Raw genomic sequence first — 17683 nt, 5'->3', positions numbered from 1 at the left:
GTTTAAGAGGAGGTACCATGCGCTGTCCCAAATGCGGCAAGGCACATACCCGCGTCGTTGATTCCCGCATGCAGGAGTCAAATAACACCATTAAGCGCCGTCGCGAATGTTGCTCGTGTAACTACCGTTTTACAACGTTCGAGCGATGCGAAGACCCAATCGAGGTCATTAAGTCGGACGGAACTAAGCAGCGGTTCGATCGCAATAAGCTGCTGGTCGGATTGATGCGCGCCACGATCAAGCGAGATATCGATACTAAAAAGCTCAATGAGATCATTGACGACATCGAGGTCGAGCTGCGCTCTCGCACGTTGACGGCCGTCACGTCCCATGAGTTAGGTGACATGGTGCTCAAGCGCTTGGCCAAGATCGACAAGGTGGCGTACATCCGCTTTGCCTCGGTCTACCGCGATTTCAAAGACGTCGATGAGTTTCTGCAAGAGCTCGACAAGCTAAGGTGATTTCATGTCCAACATTACCGTTAACATTAAACGTCTCGACCCAACCGTCGAGCTTCCCAAATACGCCCATCCTACGGATGCCGGCCTTGACCTGCGTTCCAACGAGGATTGTACTCTGAAGCCCTTTGAGCGTCGTCTGGTCTCCACGGGCCTAGCCATCGCCCTGCCCGACGGCTACGCCGGCTTCGTCCAGCCCCGCAGCGGCCTGGCCATCAAGCAAGGCCTGTCTATAGTCAACACGCCGGGCCTCATCGACGCCCACTACCGAGGAGAGCTTAAAGTCATCCTCATCAACCTAGACCCCACGAACAACATCCAAATCAACAAAGGCGACCGCATCGCCCAACTCGTCATCCAAGAAGTCCCTACGGTCAACCTCGTAGAAGTAGAAGAACTAGACGAAACCGACCGAGGCAACGGAGGCTTCGGCTCCAGCGGCGTCGCCTAGGGCGCTCGTATCCCTCCCGCTCGGGGCTTACCTATATCATTCCATGCTCAAACATTCTCGCTTCGCTTCGCTCGCTGCGAAACTGCGCGTGGAACGATATAGGTAAGCCCCGGGCGGGCGGCTACTCGCTTGAAAAAATACTCACTTTGCTAGTAAGCCGACGCGATAAAGGGACACTTCCTTTGTCGCGTTGGCTTACTGCTTTTATATTTTCTGGTATCGCCTTAGCAGGTTCTACTGGAGGGGAATCTGGCGAAGCTGCTAGTGCGTAAACGCAGCTCACCCGTGGGAGGCCCCTATATATCGTCCCGCGCGCAGTTTCGCAGCGAAGCGAGAATGTTTGAGCACGGGATGATATATAGGGGCCTCCCACGGGTGAGCGGAAATTAAGACGCTACCTGATATGCGCAGGTTTTTCGCCCCAGTAGAAGCGGCAGAAGGCTCTTTTGCGCTTTTGGGGTTTGCCTACGAGCTCCATGGTTGCGATGGCTATGTCTTCGGCTGCGTGGGGGCGGCGTAGAACTTCGCCGTTGATGAGTAGGGCTTTGAGTGATTCGGGATGGTCGTGCAGGTGGCGCAACGTCACGATGAGCTCTCGTGCCGTGGTGACGTGCATGCTGGCGCCCATGCCGGTAAGCATGGTGGTGTTGGCTTTTTCTTGGCCGTACGATTTGCCCAGCAGGATCATCGGCAGATGTGCGCATAGGCACTCGGTGACCGTGAGCCCGCCCGATTTGAGGATTGCCAGGTCGCAGCCGTGCATGAGGGCCGCCATGTCGTCGACATAGTCCAACACCGTGACGTTCTCGAGCTTCATGGCATCGAAGAGCGTCTTCAACCGTGTGGCATACTCCACGTCTTTGCCGGGCAAAAAGACAAAGTGCATGTCCTCAAAGCTGCGTAGGAAGGGGAGGGTCTGGTCCATCGCCGCGCGAAAGCGGACGTAAGGCTGTGGCAAGCTGGCGCCGGCCATCACCAGCACGACGGTCTTGTCGGTGGGGAGATTGAACTTGGCCAGCTCTTCCTCGCGATTGTAATCCGTGTCGAATCCGGCGCGAATAGGAATGCCGGTAATGCGAATCTTTGCCTCGGGCACCTTGCGCGGACGCAGCGTTTCGGCCATAAATTCGTTGGCAACACAGAATAGATCGGTGTCCTTGTGGGGCCACCAGCCCTCGACTTCGTAGTCGGTCGGCACGCAGATGACCGGATAATCGCTACCTGTAATTACGCGGGCGCCCACGGCAACATTGGCTGCTGTGATGTGCGTTGCGACCACGGCTATGGGCCTGCGGCTACGAATATAATCGTTGAAGGCGGGGAACATAATTCTCGACCATGCCGTGCCACCACCCCAGAGCAGATGTCCCGTAAGCGTATATCGCCAGGTCAGGTCGTAAATGGGGCGCGTGGCTCCCGTAAAAGAAGCCGCGGTCTTATTGCCGTCGAATTTAATACGTCCAAAATCAAGGATATCGAGCACTTCAATCTCAACATCCTCGGGGATACCATTGGTGCCGCGGATGAGGTCGAATGCCTGCGCAATCGCATTTGCGGCGGCCTTGTGGCCCGAGCCAACCGAGGCGTGCACGATGGTCACGAGAGGTTTTTGCTGATCCAGGAGCGTGGTTTGCTCCGATTGGGGAGTGCTAAGCGTGAGCAGGGGAGCGTCGTCGCTCGTCTGCGTCTGATCCATCGATAACTCCCCTTCGACGTTGTAACACGGATTTATCATTGTAGTGCATGAGTGTCACGTTCACGTAAATTTGGGTATGAGCGCAAAGAACGACAACGTTTCGACGAGAGGACTCTTCATGATTACCGATCAGACAATCGATGTTGCGATTATCGGCGGCGGTCCCGCGGGTTATGCTGCCGCCATTTATGCGGCGCGTGCCAATCTTACGACAACCGTTCTTGAGCAGGGCATGTCCGGCGGACAGATTGCCACGAGCAACGAGATTGAGAATTATCCTGGCATTCCGCTGCTGAGCGGTGCCGAACTTGGTGAGCGGTTTCAACAGCATGCTGAAGGCCTGGGGGCTCAGGTTGAATGGAGTATGGTAACAGGCGTCGACTACGATGCCGATGCGGCTCAATTTACCATCCATCATGATATGGGTGACACAACGGCCAAGAGCGTCATTGCGTGCATGGGCGCCACACCGCGTCCTGCGGGTTTTGTTGGCGAGGACACGTATCGCGGTCGTGGCGTTTCGTATTGCGCAACATGTGACGGTATGTTCTTCCGCGGCAAGCAGGTCTTTGTTATCGGAGGCGGCAATTCAGCATGCGAGGAGGCGCTGTTCCTTTCCGACATTGCCAGCAGCGTGACCATCGTGCTGCGTCGCGATCAGTTCCGTGCACCCGAGGGCGTTGTGAATAAGGTGCTTGCTAAGGACAATATTTCAGTTAGGTACCAAACTAGTATTGTTGAGCTTTCTGGTGAAGCGATGCCCACGACAATTACGTTCAAGGACAATGCGACTGGTGGAATGCACACTGAGTCCTTTGAACCTGGCTCATTTGGTATTTTTGTCTTTACGGGGACGCAGCCGCATGCCGAGCTGGTTGAGCATCTCGTCGATCTGGCTCCCGACGGCGGCATTGTCACCGACGATTCGATGGCTACCCGTACGCCCGGCTTATTCGCAGCCGGCGATATCCGTTCTAAGCGTTTGCGCCAGGTTGTGACCGCCGTTTCGGACGGAGCTATAGCAGCAACCAGCGCATACACTTTCCTACGCGCATAAGTACGATAATATATCTTATGTAATGTTGTTATCAAGTTACTAAATGGCGGGATGATGCATCAGTGCACTGTCCCGCCAATTTTCTTGCCGGCTATGTGGTATGCAAAACTAGATAACGTAGAATACAATATAAAATAGGAACGGAGGACCTTTATGAATCACGTTAAACACGTTATTCCGATGTCTGATTCGTCGGTCAGCATTAAGCCTGAGGATATTCAACCCACTGTGCTGCCCGATGCATTTATTCAGTCCGATATCGTACGCAAACTCAATACGTTGAGTCTGCCGCGCTATGACCAGTTGCCCAATGTGACGCTCTACCGCGACCAGGTCATTGAGTATGTTGCGCTGTGGATGGAGCCGCTGTCCATTTGCGTGGAACAGCCTGTCATTACGCCATCGATGATCAATAACTACGTGAAGGTCGGCCTGGTGCCCGCTCCGGTCAAAAAGCAATATGGCCGCGAGCAGATTGCCCGCCTGATCGCTATCTGTATCTTTAAGCAGGTGCTACCTATTGCTGCGGTGCAGGCACTCTTTAACATTCAGCGTTTGAGCTACGATGCCCCGACGGCCTTTGATTATGTGGTCGATCAGCTCGAGGCATCGATTCGTTCGGCGTTTTCCGTCGAGCAGACGCCGGTTCCCGATACCGCGCATCAGGTAACGCGTGAGTCGCTGCTTGTACGCAGTGCGGTTTCATCCTTCGTTTCGAAGGCGTACCTGATGAGCTATCTCAAGTTCAACGGGTTTAATAGATAGCCGTCGTATAAAACGGGCGGGACAAAGAGCCATCTGTCGCTTTGTCCCGCCCGTAATATTGCTTGGTTGGACTTTATTTGCCCGAAGCTACGCCCATGCCGTAGCCGATGATGAGGCCGTGCATCTCGGCGTAATAGGAATCCAGGCCGTTGCAGGGCATGATGATGGTCTTGGAGCCGGGCCAATGCTCAACAATGTAATCGGCCAGCGCCTGGGCACTCGATGCGTTCTCCACATGGTCGATGACGACCTCACCGCCCGTAAAGCCCTCGGCTTCCATGGTGTCGATGATCTTTTTGAGCATCTTCTTTTCGCCACGCGTGTGACCGACGAGTTCGATTTTACCGGCCTCACTCGCCGTGCCCAAAATGCGGATATTGAGCTTGTTGGCAATGACGCCGGCTGCCTTAGGGATACGTCCGGCTTTGGCCAGGTTTTCGTAATTGCACAGGCTGAAGAGGATTTTGCTGTTCTGCTCAAGGCTATCGAAGTATGCGCAAGCGTCCTCGAATGAGACATCCGGATTGCTTGCAAGATAGCGGTCGAACAGCAAGAAAATGAGGTCCATTTTGCCGCCAGCTGCGCGCGAATTGACTAGATGAATCTGCCGGTCGGGTTCCTCGGCAAGAACCATATCGCGAGCCGTGGCTGCCGCGTTGTAGCTGCCCGACACACCTTCAGAGATCGGCATGCAGATGGTCTTGTCTGCCAATTTGAAGAGCTCGACCCACTCCCCTACGCTGGGACAAGCGCTCGAAGAAGCGTTCGTCTCCGCCTGAACAGCGCAGTTGAGCTCGTGAACATCGAGCGAATGGTCATCGACGAATTCACGCTCCCCCACTCGAATTTTGAGGGGTGCAAATGCAAAGGTGGTATGAGGCGCGGTCGGTTGCCAATCGCGGAGGTTGCAGCTTGAATCGGAGATAAGTGCCCAGCTCATAGAGGGTCCTTTCTAATTGTTCCCAAACAATTATAGCCTTCTTGCAGACCGATTGGGCCTCTATCTAGTATTCAAAACTAGATAGAGGCCTGCACTAAAGGCAAAAGAATGGACCCCACGGCTCAAAGCCACGAGGTCCATATCCGTTTGCTTTATCTGAATACTTAGTAACGCACGAAGATATAGTTGTTGTTCATGCCGGCGGCAACGGAGCTGATGATAACACCCGTGTTGTAGTCGGAAGCATGAATCATCTGACCACCACCGATGTAAATGCCGGTGTGGTACGAGTTGACCACAACGTCACCGGGCTGGGGATCGGACACACGCGTCCAGCCCATAAAGGTGCCCGTGGTGCCCAGGCGACAATAGCGACCAGTGAGGCAGTAGCTAACAAAACCAGAGCAGTCGAAGCTGTTCGGGCCAATTCCGCCCCAGGAATAAGCGCAACCAAGCTTGCTGTATGCACGCGAGACAACAGAACCGCCATCGACGGACTGGCTCGGAGCAGAAGGCGTCGGAGCCGGAGCAGGCGTGGAGGGCTGCGGCGTCGGAGCAGGTGCCGGCGTAGGAGCCGGAGTGTTGCCGCCCTGGTTGTTGTTATTGTTGGTCTGGCCACCGTTGTTGGTGTTCTCGGTCGTACCGGCAGTCTCGTTGCTCACCGTGGCCTTCTCGGCGGTACTGGCGTTGATACCGGCCTGCAGCGCGGCGTTGGCCTCGGCCTCGGCGGCAAGCTCGGCCTGCAGCTGTGAATCCAGGGAGTTTACGACGTTCTGGGCTTCAGCCTGCTGAGCGTTAAGCTCGTCGACCTTTTTCTGCGTAGCGGCGACGTTCTTTTCCTGCTCGGCCTGCTTATCGGTGAGCTGCTGCTTAAGCTCCTTGACCTCTTGAATGGTCTGAGCCTGCTTATCGGAAACTTTGCCGTAGTAAAACAGACGGTTGAGCATATCGCTCAGGTCATCGACGCCCGTCAGAACCTGAAGCAGGCTCAGACCGCCGGTTTTGTACTCGCCGGCGACATAGGTCGAGAGCTTGGCCTGACCATCGGCGATCTCCTGCTGCTTTTGCGTGATCTCGCCGGCAGTCTGATCGAGCGCCTGCGTCTGCGTGGCAAGCTCATCGTAAATCTGCTGGGTTTGGGTGCCGATCTGCTCGAGTTTCGAACGAGCAGCGGCAAGGTCGGATGCGGTATCGGCGTAGGCAGGAGCCGCGAGGCCCAAGCCCAAAACACAAGCGAGGGTTGCCGTAGCAGCGCAGCGTGCCATGTTTTTGTGCGTGTTTGCTGTGCGCATGTAGCTTCCTTTCCAGTAACTAAGGGTAACGGCTAGTCTACCGTCACCAGGCTAAAGAGCTCCACATCGTCATCAGACGGCGTGAGCTTCTCGCGCGGGTTGAGAAACGCAAGCTCAAGTATACAACCGTAACCGACAAGCTTTGCGCCCATATCTCGCACAAGTTTACCTGTTGCCTCGACGGTTCCGCCCGTCGCGACCAAGTCGTCCAGAATCAACACGGTATCTTTAGAGCTGATAGCGTCGGCATGGATCTCTATTGAATCGGTGCCGTACTCGAGCTCGTAGCTCTGGCTTACGGTCTCGCGCGGCAGCTTGCCCGGTTTACGTGCGGGAACAAAGCCGGCGCCAAGTGCTACAGCCACCGGTACGCCAACCATAAAGCCGCGAGCCTCGGGACCCACGACCTTGGTGATTCCCATGCCGGCAAAGTGCTCGACGAGGGCATCGGTCATGGCTTTGAGCGCCTCGGGGTTGCCAAAGAGCGGCGTGATATCTTTAAAGATGACTCCGGGCTCGGGATAGTCGGGGATGTCGACGATTTGAGATTCGAAGTCGTACATTGCATGACCTTTCAATGGGTTGCCGGTTAAGCGGCAGCTGTTATTTGCCCGCGGTGGTGGTTCCGGATTGCGAAGGGGCGACGACCTTGAGCGGCTTTACGAGAGAATCCTCGTGTGAAGCCGGCGCGGCTATCTCTTCGTTCTTGGCCTTGGTGGACTCGGAGCGAGTGATTTCCTCATCGAGTGCATCGATGTCGGCGTCCTCGACCACGGCGTTGAGCGACTCAAAAACGCGGTTCTTGAGCAGCGCGGTGTGCACACCCTCGGTCAGGTCGTGAAGCTTCTTAAACGCACGCTCGAGCTTGGCATCGCGCTCGTCATCGGAGGTATCCATTCCGAGCATGCTCACGAGCACCTGCTCAAACATCGAGGACTCGCGGTTGGCCGAAGACACGTACTGACGCAGGTTGCGCGGCTCGATATGGAAGCGTGACAGCTCGGAGCAGTAACGGATGATCGGAAAATCGCGACCATCGACGAGCTCACGATTCTGCGGACTCTTGATGATGCGAATGAGGTCGTTCTCGGCGAGCGAGCGGATAAACGAAATCTCGACGCCCAGCATATCGGGAATGGTCTCGATGGGATGCAGCTTTTGCTTAGTCTCCTTGGGCTCCGTCTTGAGCGGAACATCGGACAGCAAACCCACCTCGTAGGCGAGCGTTGACAGGTCCGTGGCGTTTTCCAAGCGCTGCTTAATCACGTTGAGTGGCATGTAGCGAGTCTTCTGCAAGTGCAGAATGACCTCCAGGCGATCAACGTCCTCCTTGGAGTACTGACGGTATCCCTTAGGCGTACGATGAGGGGTAATGAGCCCCTCATCCTCTAGAAATCTAATTTTTGAGTTCGAAAGATCGGGGTATGCGCCTCGAAGTAGGTTGACGACTTGGCCGATACTCAGATAGTTGCGTTCGGCCATGCCCTACTCACCGGTTTCGATGCGCTCCGGCGTGCTCTCGTGGTAGATGAGCGTAAACGTACCGATCTGAACGGAAGAACCGTCGTGCAGCGGGGCTGCATTGACGATGGCACCGTCGACCCAGGTGCCATTGAGCGATCCCAAGTCCTCGATGCGAGCGCCGAGGCCCTCGCGAATAATGCGCGCGTGGCTGCGCGAAACAGTCATGTCGTTGAGGAAGATGCCGTTCGCGGGATCGCGGCCGATGGTGGTCACGTCGTCCTCGAGCTCAAAAGCGGCACCCGTCTGCGGACCCTTGACGATGGACAGAACGGGGGCGGTGATGCGCACGTTGGCCATGAGGTCGGGAACGGTGACGTCGCTTGAAGGCACGCGGAATACGCAGGTAGCGTCAGCAGTCTTATCATTCTGAGGCATATTGTTAACCATGTTGTCCATGACAACCCCTAACTTATCGCGGACGTGCCGCAAATAATGAACCGTACGTAATCATACCCCAACGAATCAGTCTTCGATTTCAGGGTTCAGAAAGTCGATGTCCTCGTCCTCGGGATGCGCGAGAGCCTGTTTAATGGCCACTCCGCCCTTAATGGAGTAGATGACAGCCGTGAGCATGGAGAAGATCACGCCGCCGTACACAAAGAAGATGCCGAGGGGCACCGAGCTTCCGTTGAGGCCCGGGAAGGCCTTAAGGGTTGAAGGTAAAAGATGCAGGCCGTCAATAACGGGGAAACCGAGCAGCATGAGCGAGAAACCAGTCATGAGCAGCGCTGTGGCAATCTTTCCGGGGAAGACGACATCGATGGGGCGACGGTGATAATGACGCACGATAAGCGTGCCGATGCCCAGATAGATATCGCGGCCAATAATGAGCACGCAGACCCAGATTGGCAGCTCTCCGCGAACCACCAGTCCAAGCACGCCGGTGAACAGCAGCGCACGGTCGCAAATGGGATCCATGACCTTGCCGAGCCACGAGACCGTCTTGGTCATGCGGGCGATCTGCCCGTCCATCCAGTCGGTGGAGGCGGCAACGGCGTAGATAACGATGGCGATGACACGGTTGTTATCCGTCACAAACAGGTACAGAAATACCAGGGTGAGGATCAGGCGCGTAAAGGTGATGAAATTGGAGATCGTAAAGATCTTATTCGACGGGTAATCGGAAGTGCCGATAAGCTCCTTTTTGATCTTCTTTTTGATGCCCACAGGACTCCCCCGCTGGTTAACGACAAAACTTTCGATACTATACCCGTTCCGGCGATGTCTATCCAGCGCAGCCATAGAGAGTCCAGACATGTGGAGGGCGCCTCTGGGCTGCGCTGGATTCTGCATTTGTGTACATCAGCCTCCAAATATGACATTTTTCGGCATCTTTGATGGCTGATGTACACGTTTTGATTCGGTGATTACATCGATCGGGAAAGTTGTTGCCTTAAGCAAATTAATCATGATGTGCGGGTCGAGAAGGGTTGGCGCCAAAAGAGCCCAACGGCCGTTACGGCTTCGTTAGAAACGCGCCCCACCATGGATGGTGAACCCGAAAGGTAAGACGCGCGGGCACGGTGAATCGGCCCGCGCGCCCGGAAGAGAAAGGATAAACCCATGGGTTACATGCTCGAGACGCGCGGGCTCACCAAGCGCTTCGGCCGCGGCGACCAGGCGCAGGACGCCGTGGCCGACGTGAGCCTTCATATCCGCGAGGGCGAGGTGTACGGGCTGCTCGGCCCCAACGGCGCCGGCAAGTCGACAACGCTCAAGATGATCTGCGGGATGCTGCGGCCGACGGCCGGGGAGATCCTCTTTGCCGGGCACGCCTGGCGCCGCGAGGACCTCTACGCAATCGGCAGCCTCATCGAGGAGGCGCCGCTCTACCCCAACCTCACCGCGCGCGAGAACCTGCGCGTGCGCACCACGCTGCTGGGCCTTCCCGAGAGCCGCATAGATGAGGTGCTCGCCGCCGTGGACCTCGCGGACACCGGGAAGAAGCGCGCCGGGCGCTTCTCGATGGGCATGCGGCAGCGCCTGGGGCTCGCGCTGGCGCTGATCGCCCGGCCACGCCTGCTCGTGCTCGACGAGCCCACCAACGGCCTCGACCCCATCGGCATCGAGGAGCTGCGCGACCAGATCCGCGGCTTCGCAGCGGCGGGTACGACGGTGATCGTCTCGAGCCACATCCTCTCCGAGGTGCAGCAGATGGCGGACACCATCGGCATCATCTGCGGGGGGCGCCTCGCCTACGAGAATGCGCTTCGGCCTGGGCAGGACCTCGAGGAACTCTTCATGAGCTTCTGCCGGGAAGGGCGACGAGCACGCGGGGAGGTGGCGGCATGACGGGCGAGAAAGGCGGCCTGCTCGCGGGCCTGCGCGCCGAGGCCCTGAAGTCGCGCCACGCGGCACCGGTTCGCCTGGCCGTGCTCATGGCGCTGCCGATGCCGCTGCTCGGCGCGATGCCCTATCGGGGCGTGCAGATCTTCAGCGCGTGGAACTACTGGTACGCGCTCTTCCTGCCCGTGTCTCTCTCGCTCGTGGTGGCGTGCGTCGCGCGGGCGGACGCTCGCACGCGGATGCGGGGGCTTCTGGGCCTGGGCTTCCCGCTCGGGCGCGCCTGGTGGGCCAAGGCACTCTGGTGCCTCGCGCTCTGCACGCTCTCGAACTTCGTGGTCTTCGGCATCTACCTCGCGGGATCGGCGTTCTCCTCGCAGGGCCTCACGGCCGCGGGCACGCTCACGATGCTCCTCTGCGCGCTCGCCAACACGGTGACCGCGGCGTGGATGATCCCCACAGGGCTCTTTCTCACGGCGCGGCTCGGCATGCTCGCGGGCATCTTCTGCCCGCTCGTCGCGCAGCTCGTGGGTGGGTTTGCCTGGTCGTTGGTGCCGCTGCCGCAGCTCTTTCCGCCGTCGGCGAGTATGGTCATCCCCACGAGCTTCATTCCCGTGCTGCCGAGCGGCGAGCCACTCGCGGCGGACATGGCGCTCGGCGGGGCGCTCGCGGCGGATGGCATGCTCACACTGGCGGGCCTTGCGGTCAGCGCGCTCGCGTTCGCCGCGCTCACGGCGGCGGGCGCGGCCTGGTTCGCGCGCTCCGAGGAGAGGTGATGGCCATGACACGACTCTCCGACCCGACGCCGCGCATGACTCTCTCGCGGGCCCTGCTCTCCGAGGCCCTGCGCCTGGCTCGCTCCCCGCTCACGGCGATGCACCTCGTCTGCGGCCTGGCAGCCGGTCTTGCCTGCGGCGAGTACTTCTCCGTAGCCCGATGGGACCCGGCGCTGGGCGCGGACGCCTACGTCCAGTTCCTCGGCGCCCTCATGCCGCTCATGTCCGCCATCGTCTGCGGGCTCGCCGTGGACGAGGAGCGCGCTGCCGGGCGTCTCGCCAACCTCACGGCGGTCCCTTCGCGCGGGCGCGCCGTCGCGGCGAAGCTACTCGCCCTTGCGGCGCTCGGCGCGGGCGCGCTAGCCGTGGCGCTCGGCGTGTTCGGGGCCGTGCTCGCCGTCGCCGGGCGCCTGCCGCTCGGGCCCGCTCCGCTTGCGGCCGCCTGGGCGGGCATCGTGCTGGGCAGCTTGCCCCTCTACGCGCTGGGGCTCGGCGTGGCCCTGCGCCTCGGCCGCAACGCCGTCATCGGCGCCGGCGCGGCGGGGATGCTCCTCGCGTTCTTTTCAGTGGGCGGACTTGCGCACGGTCTCATGACCGGCGAGCTCACCGGTGCCCTGGCGACGCCCCTGAGCTGGGTGCCGCTCGCCTGGCCCGCGCGCCTGGGGTCGCTCGGGGTGGAGGCCTTCATCGACGCCGCACGCGCGGCGGGCCCACTCCTCACGACTGCGCTCGCCAGCCTCGTGCTCACCCTGGCAGCCGACGCCGTCCTTCTTGCCTGGTTCTGCCGCTTCGAGGACGGGAGGGCAGATGCGTAGGAGGCCGCTCGCCGCCATGCTCGCCCTCCTCTCCGCAGCGCTCGTCCTGGGCGGGAATGCCCTGCTCGACGCCGGCTGGGGGTCGGCGCTGCGCTCGATCGCCGACCGCGTGCTGCCCAACCCTGAGATCGCCATGTGGGCGCCCGCGCCCGAGTCCGGCAGTCACGCGAGCTCCTACGCCAACGCCACCGGGGCGGGGGCAAACTACGTCTACCTGGTGGACGCGGCGGACGACAGATGCAATGTCCGAGAGCTCCAGCTCATCTTCTTCGGGCAGGAGTCGGACGGCGAGGGCTGGCTCGAGATCGAGGCGCGCGGCGGCTCGGGCGTGCGCTACCGCGCGTGCGACGCGGCCGAGGCACCCGCGGCTGCGCGCAGGGCTCTGGACCGCTGAGCGCGGCGCTAGTACAATTCCGACGGAAGTTTCAGGAGGTCGAACATGGCGAGGATACTGGCAGTGGATGATGAACGGGCGATCCTCGACGCGCTCGCGCGCGTCCTCGGCCGCGACGGCCATGAGGTCGTCAGGGCGGCGGATCCGACGGCGGTCCCGGGGATGGACCTCTCGCGCTTCGACCTCGTGCTCTGCGACGTCATGATGCCGGGGCTCGACGGCTTCGAGCTCGTGCGGCAGATCCGCCCGGACTTCGACGGGCCCATCGTCTTCCTGACCGCGCGCGTGGCTGAGGAGGATGCCGTGGCTGCCTACGGCCTGGGCGCCGACGACTACGTCCGCAAGCCCTTCGGGGCCGCGGAACTGCGCGCCAAGGTCGCGGCCCATCTACGCCGTGAGCGCCGGCCGCGCTCGCACGCCCTCTCCTTCGGGGAGGTGCGGATCGACCTCGGGGCGCGCGACCTCGCCGTGGGCGGCGAGACCGTGCCGCTCACGCCCACCGAGTACGCCATCTGCGAGTACCTCGCGCGCCACCCCGGGCAGGTCATGAGCCGCGCGCAGATACGCGAGGCGGTGCTCGGCTGGGAGAGCGACGCCGACGACGCGGCCATATCCATGCAGGTCAGTCGCGCCCGGAGGAAACTCTCCGAGGCCGGCGCCGATCCGATCGCGACCGTCTGGGGGATGGGGTACAAGTGGCAGCTCTGAAGATCGGGGCGCGAGGTCGCGGGGGCATGCCGCTCTCCTTCGTCATCGCGCGCTACTTCGCCTACGCGTTCGCGGCGGTCGCCACGGCGTGGCTCGCCTCGTTCATGGTGCTCTCTGTGGCGATCAACGCGGGCTTCGTCTACGAGGCAAGCTGGGGGCCGGCCAATGCGCGCGAGGTCGCGGAGGGCCTGGCACGCGACGGCGTCTGCGGGCAGCAGGACGTGCCGACGGCGTACCGCTACCTCATCCTGAACAAGGACGGAAACGTGATGATGACAGACCTCGAGAGCACGCGGCTCGAGGACGCGACAGAAATGGCTCGTACGGCACTCGCCGCGGATCCGGGCACAGTGGAGATCGAGGGCGGGGGTTCGGGCCTCACCTACGCCGCGTTCCCGCTCAAAGGCGGCGGGGCCTGCGCACTCGTCAGCGAGTATCTGCCGCAGTGGGTCTCGCGCGACCTCGCCGGCCTGCTTCCCAACCCGCAGAACCTCATGCTCGTCGGCGCCACGGCGGGAAGCGCACTCGCGCTTGCGCTCGTCGCGCGGCGCGCGAGCCGCGTGATCTCGCGCAAGATGGCGCCGCTCGCGGAGGCGGCGGGTCGCGTCGGCGCGGGGGAGCTCGACTTCGCGGTCGGCAGCACCAACGTGCGCGAGGTGAACGACGTCCTCGCCGCGATGGACGCCATGCGGGTCTCCCTCGCCGAGTCGCTCGAGGCCCGCTGGGCCGCGGAGCGGGGGCAGCGCGAGCAGATGGCGTCGCTCGCCCATGACCTCAAGACGCCGCTCACTGTGCTGCGCGCCAACGCCGACTTCGTGGCGGAGGAGTTGGAAGACGAGAATGACAGCGACCTCGCGGCTGCCGCGCGCGACATAGCCGGCAGTGTCGAAAGGCTCGACGGCTACGTGCGCCTGCTCATCGAGGCCTCGCGCGGGTCCGGCGGGGCGGAGAGGGCCCCCATGCGGCCGGTCGAGCTCTGCGAGCAGGTTCTCGTCGAGGCCGCCCAGATCGCCCGGGCGCGAGGCGTGACGCTCGACGCGGCCACGGGCCCTGCTGTCGCGGGCGCGCCCGAGGCCCCACTCGACCGAACCGCCCTGGCGCGAGCCGCCGCGAACCTTGTGGTCAACGCCGCCGAGCACGCGCGCTCGCGCGTGACTGTTTCCTGCGATGTCGCGGGCGGCCACCTCGTCATCGAGGTCGCCGACGACGGACCGGGCTTTTCTCCCGCCGCCCTCGAACGCGGCTGCGAGCGCCTCTTCACAGACGACTCCTCCCGCTCCTCGCGTGACGGAGGCCGCCACTACGGGCTCGGCCTCCACGTCGCCTCCGAGGCCGCGAGCGCCCACGGGGGCTCCGTCTCGCTCGCCAACGGCCCCTCGGGCGGTGCGGTGGCCACCATCGCGGTCCCCCTGTGCGGGGCCTGACGAATCAGGCCCTCACACTGGCATACCTCGCAACCAAACGCTTCCCGGATAATTCATGAGGCCGTACTCGTATTCGAGCCTGCCTATCTCTGCGGCAAGCGCCTCCGTCATGTAGAAGGTTTTCGTGCGGCCCGTCGACTTCGCCAGGCGGTCGTACCTGTTCGCGAGGTTCTCGGGGGTTCTCAGGGCTGCGGTGGCGGTTGCCATGATGCACCTCCCGGTTAGATGTAATACGTGTATTACTTTCTATCACATCACCCGAACCCTGCACCGGCGTACGGTCGTATCTGCTTTTTTACCTTACATTTTGTCAACCGGCCCATGCTCGGCTTGTTCAGCCGGATTAAATCAACTGTTAAATCAATCCAGGCCTGTAGGGGGCGGTGGAAATCTTTCGAGGACTGGGGGCGCCGTCCCTGGGTCGGCTCCTCGATGGCCGCGGCTGAATTCCCCTGCCATCGGCTGCGTGGGTTCCGGCACGGGGTTCTGGCGCTGCTCGAACTGGGCGCAAGACTCGGCTGTTGGTCGTACCGGACGGCATACGTTTTGAGACCGGCAAGCTGATGCCGGCTCGAGGACAGCAGCCCGGTGCACCGGGCCGATCGATAGCGGTCTCAGGTTCACAGCGCAGCTTCTCAGGGCTCGCATATATAGGAAGACTTGATTGGCAATCGATTTTAATGAAGTCGGCAGCGCATGTCAGAGTTTTCAACAAATTTAACATGCCAACCTTTATATCCGCACGCGCGTAATTCAACTCATAAGGACCGGCTATCCCTTACCTGTGACACAATCTCAAACGCACAGAACAGAATCATCAGTCCAATCATCGCATAAGAGGCAGCCGAACCTTCAAGCACTATTCCACAAAGAACAATCTCCGCGCCGCCAATAAGAACTGTTATCAGGCGCTCTGCCTTTTTGCTCTCGCCGCTCGCATAAAAAGGCGGCAAAGCGCACAAGATCACATATAGCCCGGGAAGGGAATACAGGATCGATAGTCCAAGCCCCCCATCAACCGCAGTGCTTTGCGTAAGAATCAACTGAACCCAAACGGCAATTATCACTGAGCAGGTTGTCGATAAAAGAAGACTGGAAATATAGCACGCAACAAAGTCCCGTCGCATTCGAACAGAGAAATCCGCGAACTCTCTTCGCCGCGTGGAAACAATAAGGTACACAGAAATTGCAATAGAACCAATCAGAGAAAACAGCGGAACAACCAGCAATTCAAGCTTATTACCCCATCGATCAACCACACCCCCACTCCAATGAGCGGGAATTGTATCAGGGAGGACTGACCAAGCCGCCCATAGAATCAGAAATGGAAGAATAGAGAGGACGAAAGATGATAACACTGCAGTAGTTTTTTTTGAGGCTCTCATCGATTCCGCATCTCCTTGCGCGCCCACATTCCACTCCGCCTTAAATCAAGTATACGTTTTGAGACCGGCAAGCTGTTGCCGGCTCGAGGACAGCGGCCCGGTGCACCGGGCCGATCGATAGAGGACTCAGGTTCACAGCGCAGTTTCTTGGGGCTCGCATATATAGGAAGACTTGATCGGCAATCGATTTTAATGAAGTCGACAGCGCATGTCAGAGCTTTCAACAAACCGCAGGTAAATCCGTGTATCAAAAATTGGTACACGGATTTACCTGCGATGTTCATGCTTGGTCAAAAGCCCATCAAGCGATCTATTCATTATTTTAATGCGCGCGCCTGAGCTTTTGGCTGAAGTGGCAGTCCGACCGCCGGCAGGCGGCCACGCTATGTCCAAAGGCCACGCCTACTCCCAGTGTCCGGCTACGTCGACGACCCAGTGCTGCCCGTCGAGTTCCTGCCGCAGAGCTACATCAGGGACGTCTTATTGGGGGACGACCACATGGAACCCCGGGAGATCAAGCTGTACGGCTGATCCATCCGTCAACAACATGTCAAAGCCCAAAACCCAACAGGATCGCGAACGAGGGGATGAATTGACCGCCCGGGTATTTGCGCCCGGGCGGTCAATTTTATCAACCATGGGTGCGATTCTGTGAGGCCAATTTTCTGGCATCCGCCGTTTGCTCCGGTCTCAATGCACCCATCGACCGTTCAGTTATCTTTGCGAACGCGACCACGTGCGCATTTGTCGAACAATCAAATGTCCGACAATGTCTGACGGAGCTGTCAGACATTCACGCACGAACAGGTGAGCTTCGCGAGCGATTGTAGGCAACTAGTAGCCCCAGCTGCGTCTTTGGCGCAGGTTCGACGTCTGACATCTTGAATGTCTGACGTTGAACGAAGCTGGTTGATAACAAGCAGGTGGAATAAACATGGAGCCCGACACCTCTCGCCCATTCGGCGCGCGGCAAGGGCCGGGCCCATCTCATATGTTGTCAACGCTAGCGGTGAACCTGAACGCCAGGGCACATTCTTTGTTGGATGAAACCATCATAGCGGCTAGCGGAAGGTGTCATCGAAGGAGCGTGCTGGAAAGCACCCGTCTCCTTAACTGTTAGAAATGCAAGTTAATAATCTATGTGGTCGATATGCCGTTAAACCCGCATATCGATACCGTTCAGCCATTCGCCTCGCCCCCGTCGCACGTATCTTCATCCGGTCTGTTACTTTTAATCTAACAATTCTTTGAGGAACGTAGGTGCTTCTAAATGTACTGTCGACTTCTTCTCAAACTAATCCTAAGAGACAGGGCCGTATGGATTTGTACGCTCGTTCTCGCTGCAGCCTTTTCCGTCCCCAGTGCGTTCAATTCACCCATCTACGGGCCCTTCTTTATGAAACAGGGCATGCAGGGCTTTGTCACGCATTCAATACGCGCGCGCCCCAGGCCAGCGGCCCAGACCTATCTCCAGAGCAGCAAGCTGACGCGGAGCTTGCAAGATACGCGAACGCCGCCCTCGCCGCTCAAACCGACGCCGCCTTTCTCGACTCTGCCGAGAGCTACTACGCGCTCATGGGCGAAGGCTTCCAATCCGGGTCCATCGTGGGAGACCGAGAGACCAATGACGCAGCGCTCGCATATTGCCGCGCCCTGAGCAGCTCCGGCATCACGGATATCCCGGCCTCCGCAAGCGACCTGCCATTCCTTTCCTT

The 17683-nt window shown here is 59.7% G+C and carries 20 protein-coding genes; 11 read left to right on the top strand and 9 right to left on the bottom strand.

Features of this window, described 5'->3' with window-relative positions:
• Nucleotides 1-17: 17 nt before the first annotated feature.
• Together nrdR and dut are read left to right on the top strand one after the other, a co-directional pair.
• Nucleotides 18-461 carry a transcriptional regulator NrdR gene (gene nrdR, locus DWY05_RS00100; protein WP_022093781.1) on the top strand — a complete coding sequence of 148 codons (444 nt, stop codon included), beginning with the start codon at nucleotides 18-20 and terminating at the stop codon, nucleotides 459-461.
• Nucleotides 462-465: 4 nt separating this feature from the next.
• Entirely contained in the window at nucleotides 466-909 is a 444-nt protein-coding gene (gene dut / locus DWY05_RS00095; protein WP_117820601.1) for a dUTP diphosphatase, read from the top strand.
• Nucleotides 910-1303: 394 nt separating this feature from the next.
• On the opposite strand, the gene DWY05_RS00090 is transcribed toward dut, so the two are convergent.
• Nucleotides 1304-2605, bottom strand: a complete 1302-nt coding sequence (locus tag DWY05_RS00090; protein WP_117820602.1) for a glycosyltransferase — start codon at nucleotides 2603-2605, stop codon at nucleotides 1304-1306.
• Nucleotides 2606-2723: 118 nt separating this feature from the next.
• Between DWY05_RS00090 and DWY05_RS00085 the strand changes: the two genes are divergently transcribed.
• Nucleotides 2724-3662, top strand: a complete 939-nt coding sequence (locus tag DWY05_RS00085) for an NAD(P)/FAD-dependent oxidoreductase (protein WP_199409550.1) — start codon at nucleotides 2724-2726, stop codon at nucleotides 3660-3662.
• Between the two features lie 153 nt (nucleotides 3663-3815).
• Complete coding sequence (locus DWY05_RS00080) at nucleotides 3816-4427, top strand: DUF1836 domain-containing protein (protein ID WP_199409551.1); 612 nt, start codon at nucleotides 3816-3818, stop codon at nucleotides 4425-4427.
• A gap of 73 nt (nucleotides 4428-4500) precedes the next feature.
• Here DWY05_RS00080 and DWY05_RS00075 read toward each other — a convergent pair whose 3' ends face one another.
• The 6 genes from DWY05_RS00075 to DWY05_RS00050 all read right to left on the bottom strand — a co-directional run bounded on the left by DWY05_RS00075 (nucleotide 4501) and on the right by DWY05_RS00050 (nucleotide 9350).
• A complete protein-coding gene (locus DWY05_RS00075; protein WP_117820604.1) occupies nucleotides 4501-5367 on the bottom strand; it encodes a DegV family protein in 867 nt (288 codons plus the stop codon).
• A 164-nt stretch (nucleotides 5368-5531) separates the two neighbouring features.
• Entirely contained in the window at nucleotides 5532-6659 is a 1128-nt protein-coding gene (locus DWY05_RS10195; RefSeq protein WP_199409552.1) for an NlpC/P60 family protein, read from the bottom strand.
• 32 nt (nucleotides 6660-6691) lie between these two features.
• The gene (locus DWY05_RS00065) at nucleotides 6692-7222 is read right to left on the bottom strand and encodes an adenine phosphoribosyltransferase (RefSeq protein WP_035138474.1); all 531 of its coding nucleotides are present in this window, start codon (nucleotides 7220-7222) and stop codon (nucleotides 6692-6694) included.
• Between the two features lie 40 nt (nucleotides 7223-7262).
• On the bottom strand, nucleotides 7263-8141 hold the full coding sequence (locus DWY05_RS00060) for a MerR family transcriptional regulator (RefSeq protein ID WP_117820605.1): 879 nt from the start codon (nucleotides 8139-8141) through the stop codon (nucleotides 7263-7265).
• A 3-nt stretch (nucleotides 8142-8144) separates the two neighbouring features.
• Nucleotides 8145-8579 (bottom strand): FHA domain-containing protein, encoded by a 435-nt coding sequence (locus DWY05_RS00055; protein ID WP_006236002.1) that lies wholly within the window; start codon nucleotides 8577-8579, stop codon nucleotides 8145-8147.
• A 66-nt stretch (nucleotides 8580-8645) separates the two neighbouring features.
• Nucleotides 8646-9350, bottom strand: coding sequence for a CDP-alcohol phosphatidyltransferase family protein (locus tag DWY05_RS00050; RefSeq protein ID WP_117820606.1), 705 nt, complete (start codon nucleotides 9348-9350; stop codon nucleotides 8646-8648).
• 396 nt (nucleotides 9351-9746) lie between these two features.
• Between DWY05_RS00050 and DWY05_RS00045 the strand changes: the two genes are divergently transcribed.
• From DWY05_RS00045 to DWY05_RS00020, 6 genes are read left to right on the top strand one after another with little or no spacing between them, the layout of a single operon-like run.
• Entirely contained in the window at nucleotides 9747-10475 is a 729-nt protein-coding gene (locus DWY05_RS00045; protein ID WP_117820607.1) for a lantibiotic protection ABC transporter ATP-binding protein, read from the top strand.
• On the top strand, nucleotides 10472-11242 hold the full coding sequence (locus DWY05_RS00040; protein WP_117820608.1) for a hypothetical protein: 771 nt from the start codon (nucleotides 10472-10474) through the stop codon (nucleotides 11240-11242). The genes DWY05_RS00045 and DWY05_RS00040 overlap by 4 nt, the downstream gene beginning before the upstream one ends.
• Nucleotides 11242-12057 (top strand): lantibiotic ABC transporter permease, encoded by an 816-nt coding sequence (locus DWY05_RS00035; RefSeq protein WP_117837144.1) that lies wholly within the window; start codon nucleotides 11242-11244, stop codon nucleotides 12055-12057. Before DWY05_RS00040 ends, DWY05_RS00035 begins: the two co-directional genes overlap by 1 nt.
• Nucleotides 12058-12073: 16 nt before the next feature.
• A complete protein-coding gene (locus DWY05_RS00030; RefSeq protein ID WP_117821535.1) occupies nucleotides 12074-12451 on the top strand; it encodes a hypothetical protein in 378 nt (125 codons plus the stop codon).
• Between the two features lie 45 nt (nucleotides 12452-12496).
• Nucleotides 12497-13159 carry a response regulator transcription factor gene (locus DWY05_RS00025; RefSeq protein WP_099431768.1) on the top strand — a complete coding sequence of 221 codons (663 nt, stop codon included), beginning with the start codon at nucleotides 12497-12499 and terminating at the stop codon, nucleotides 13157-13159.
• On the top strand, nucleotides 13147-14583 hold the full coding sequence (locus DWY05_RS00020) for a sensor histidine kinase KdpD (RefSeq protein ID WP_117821536.1): 1437 nt from the start codon (nucleotides 13147-13149) through the stop codon (nucleotides 14581-14583). The genes DWY05_RS00025 and DWY05_RS00020 overlap by 13 nt, the downstream gene beginning before the upstream one ends.
• Nucleotides 14584-14595: 12 nt before the next feature.
• Here the strand turns inward: DWY05_RS00020 and DWY05_RS00015 are convergent, their stop codons facing one another.
• Together DWY05_RS00015 and DWY05_RS00010 are read right to left on the bottom strand one after the other, a co-directional pair.
• Nucleotides 14596-14790 carry a hypothetical protein gene (locus DWY05_RS00015; protein WP_117821537.1) on the bottom strand — a complete coding sequence of 65 codons (195 nt, stop codon included), beginning with the start codon at nucleotides 14788-14790 and terminating at the stop codon, nucleotides 14596-14598.
• Nucleotides 14791-15341: 551 nt separating this feature from the next.
• Nucleotides 15342-15968, bottom strand: a complete 627-nt coding sequence (locus DWY05_RS00010; RefSeq protein ID WP_117821538.1) for a DUF1648 domain-containing protein — start codon at nucleotides 15966-15968, stop codon at nucleotides 15342-15344.
• Nucleotides 15969-17285: 1317 nt separating this feature from the next.
• Here DWY05_RS00010 and DWY05_RS10050 point away from each other — a divergent pair.
• Nucleotides 17286-17683: hypothetical protein (locus tag DWY05_RS10050; protein WP_233511287.1), on the top strand; the 398-nt coding region annotated here is incomplete at its 3' end.

Source organism: Collinsella sp. AF23-4AC (assembly GCF_003462685.1).
GTDB lineage: Bacteria > Actinomycetota > Coriobacteriia > Coriobacteriales > Coriobacteriaceae > Collinsella.
Note: the sequence above shows the minus strand (reverse complement) of the source record. Positions and strands in the feature narration are given on the sequence as shown.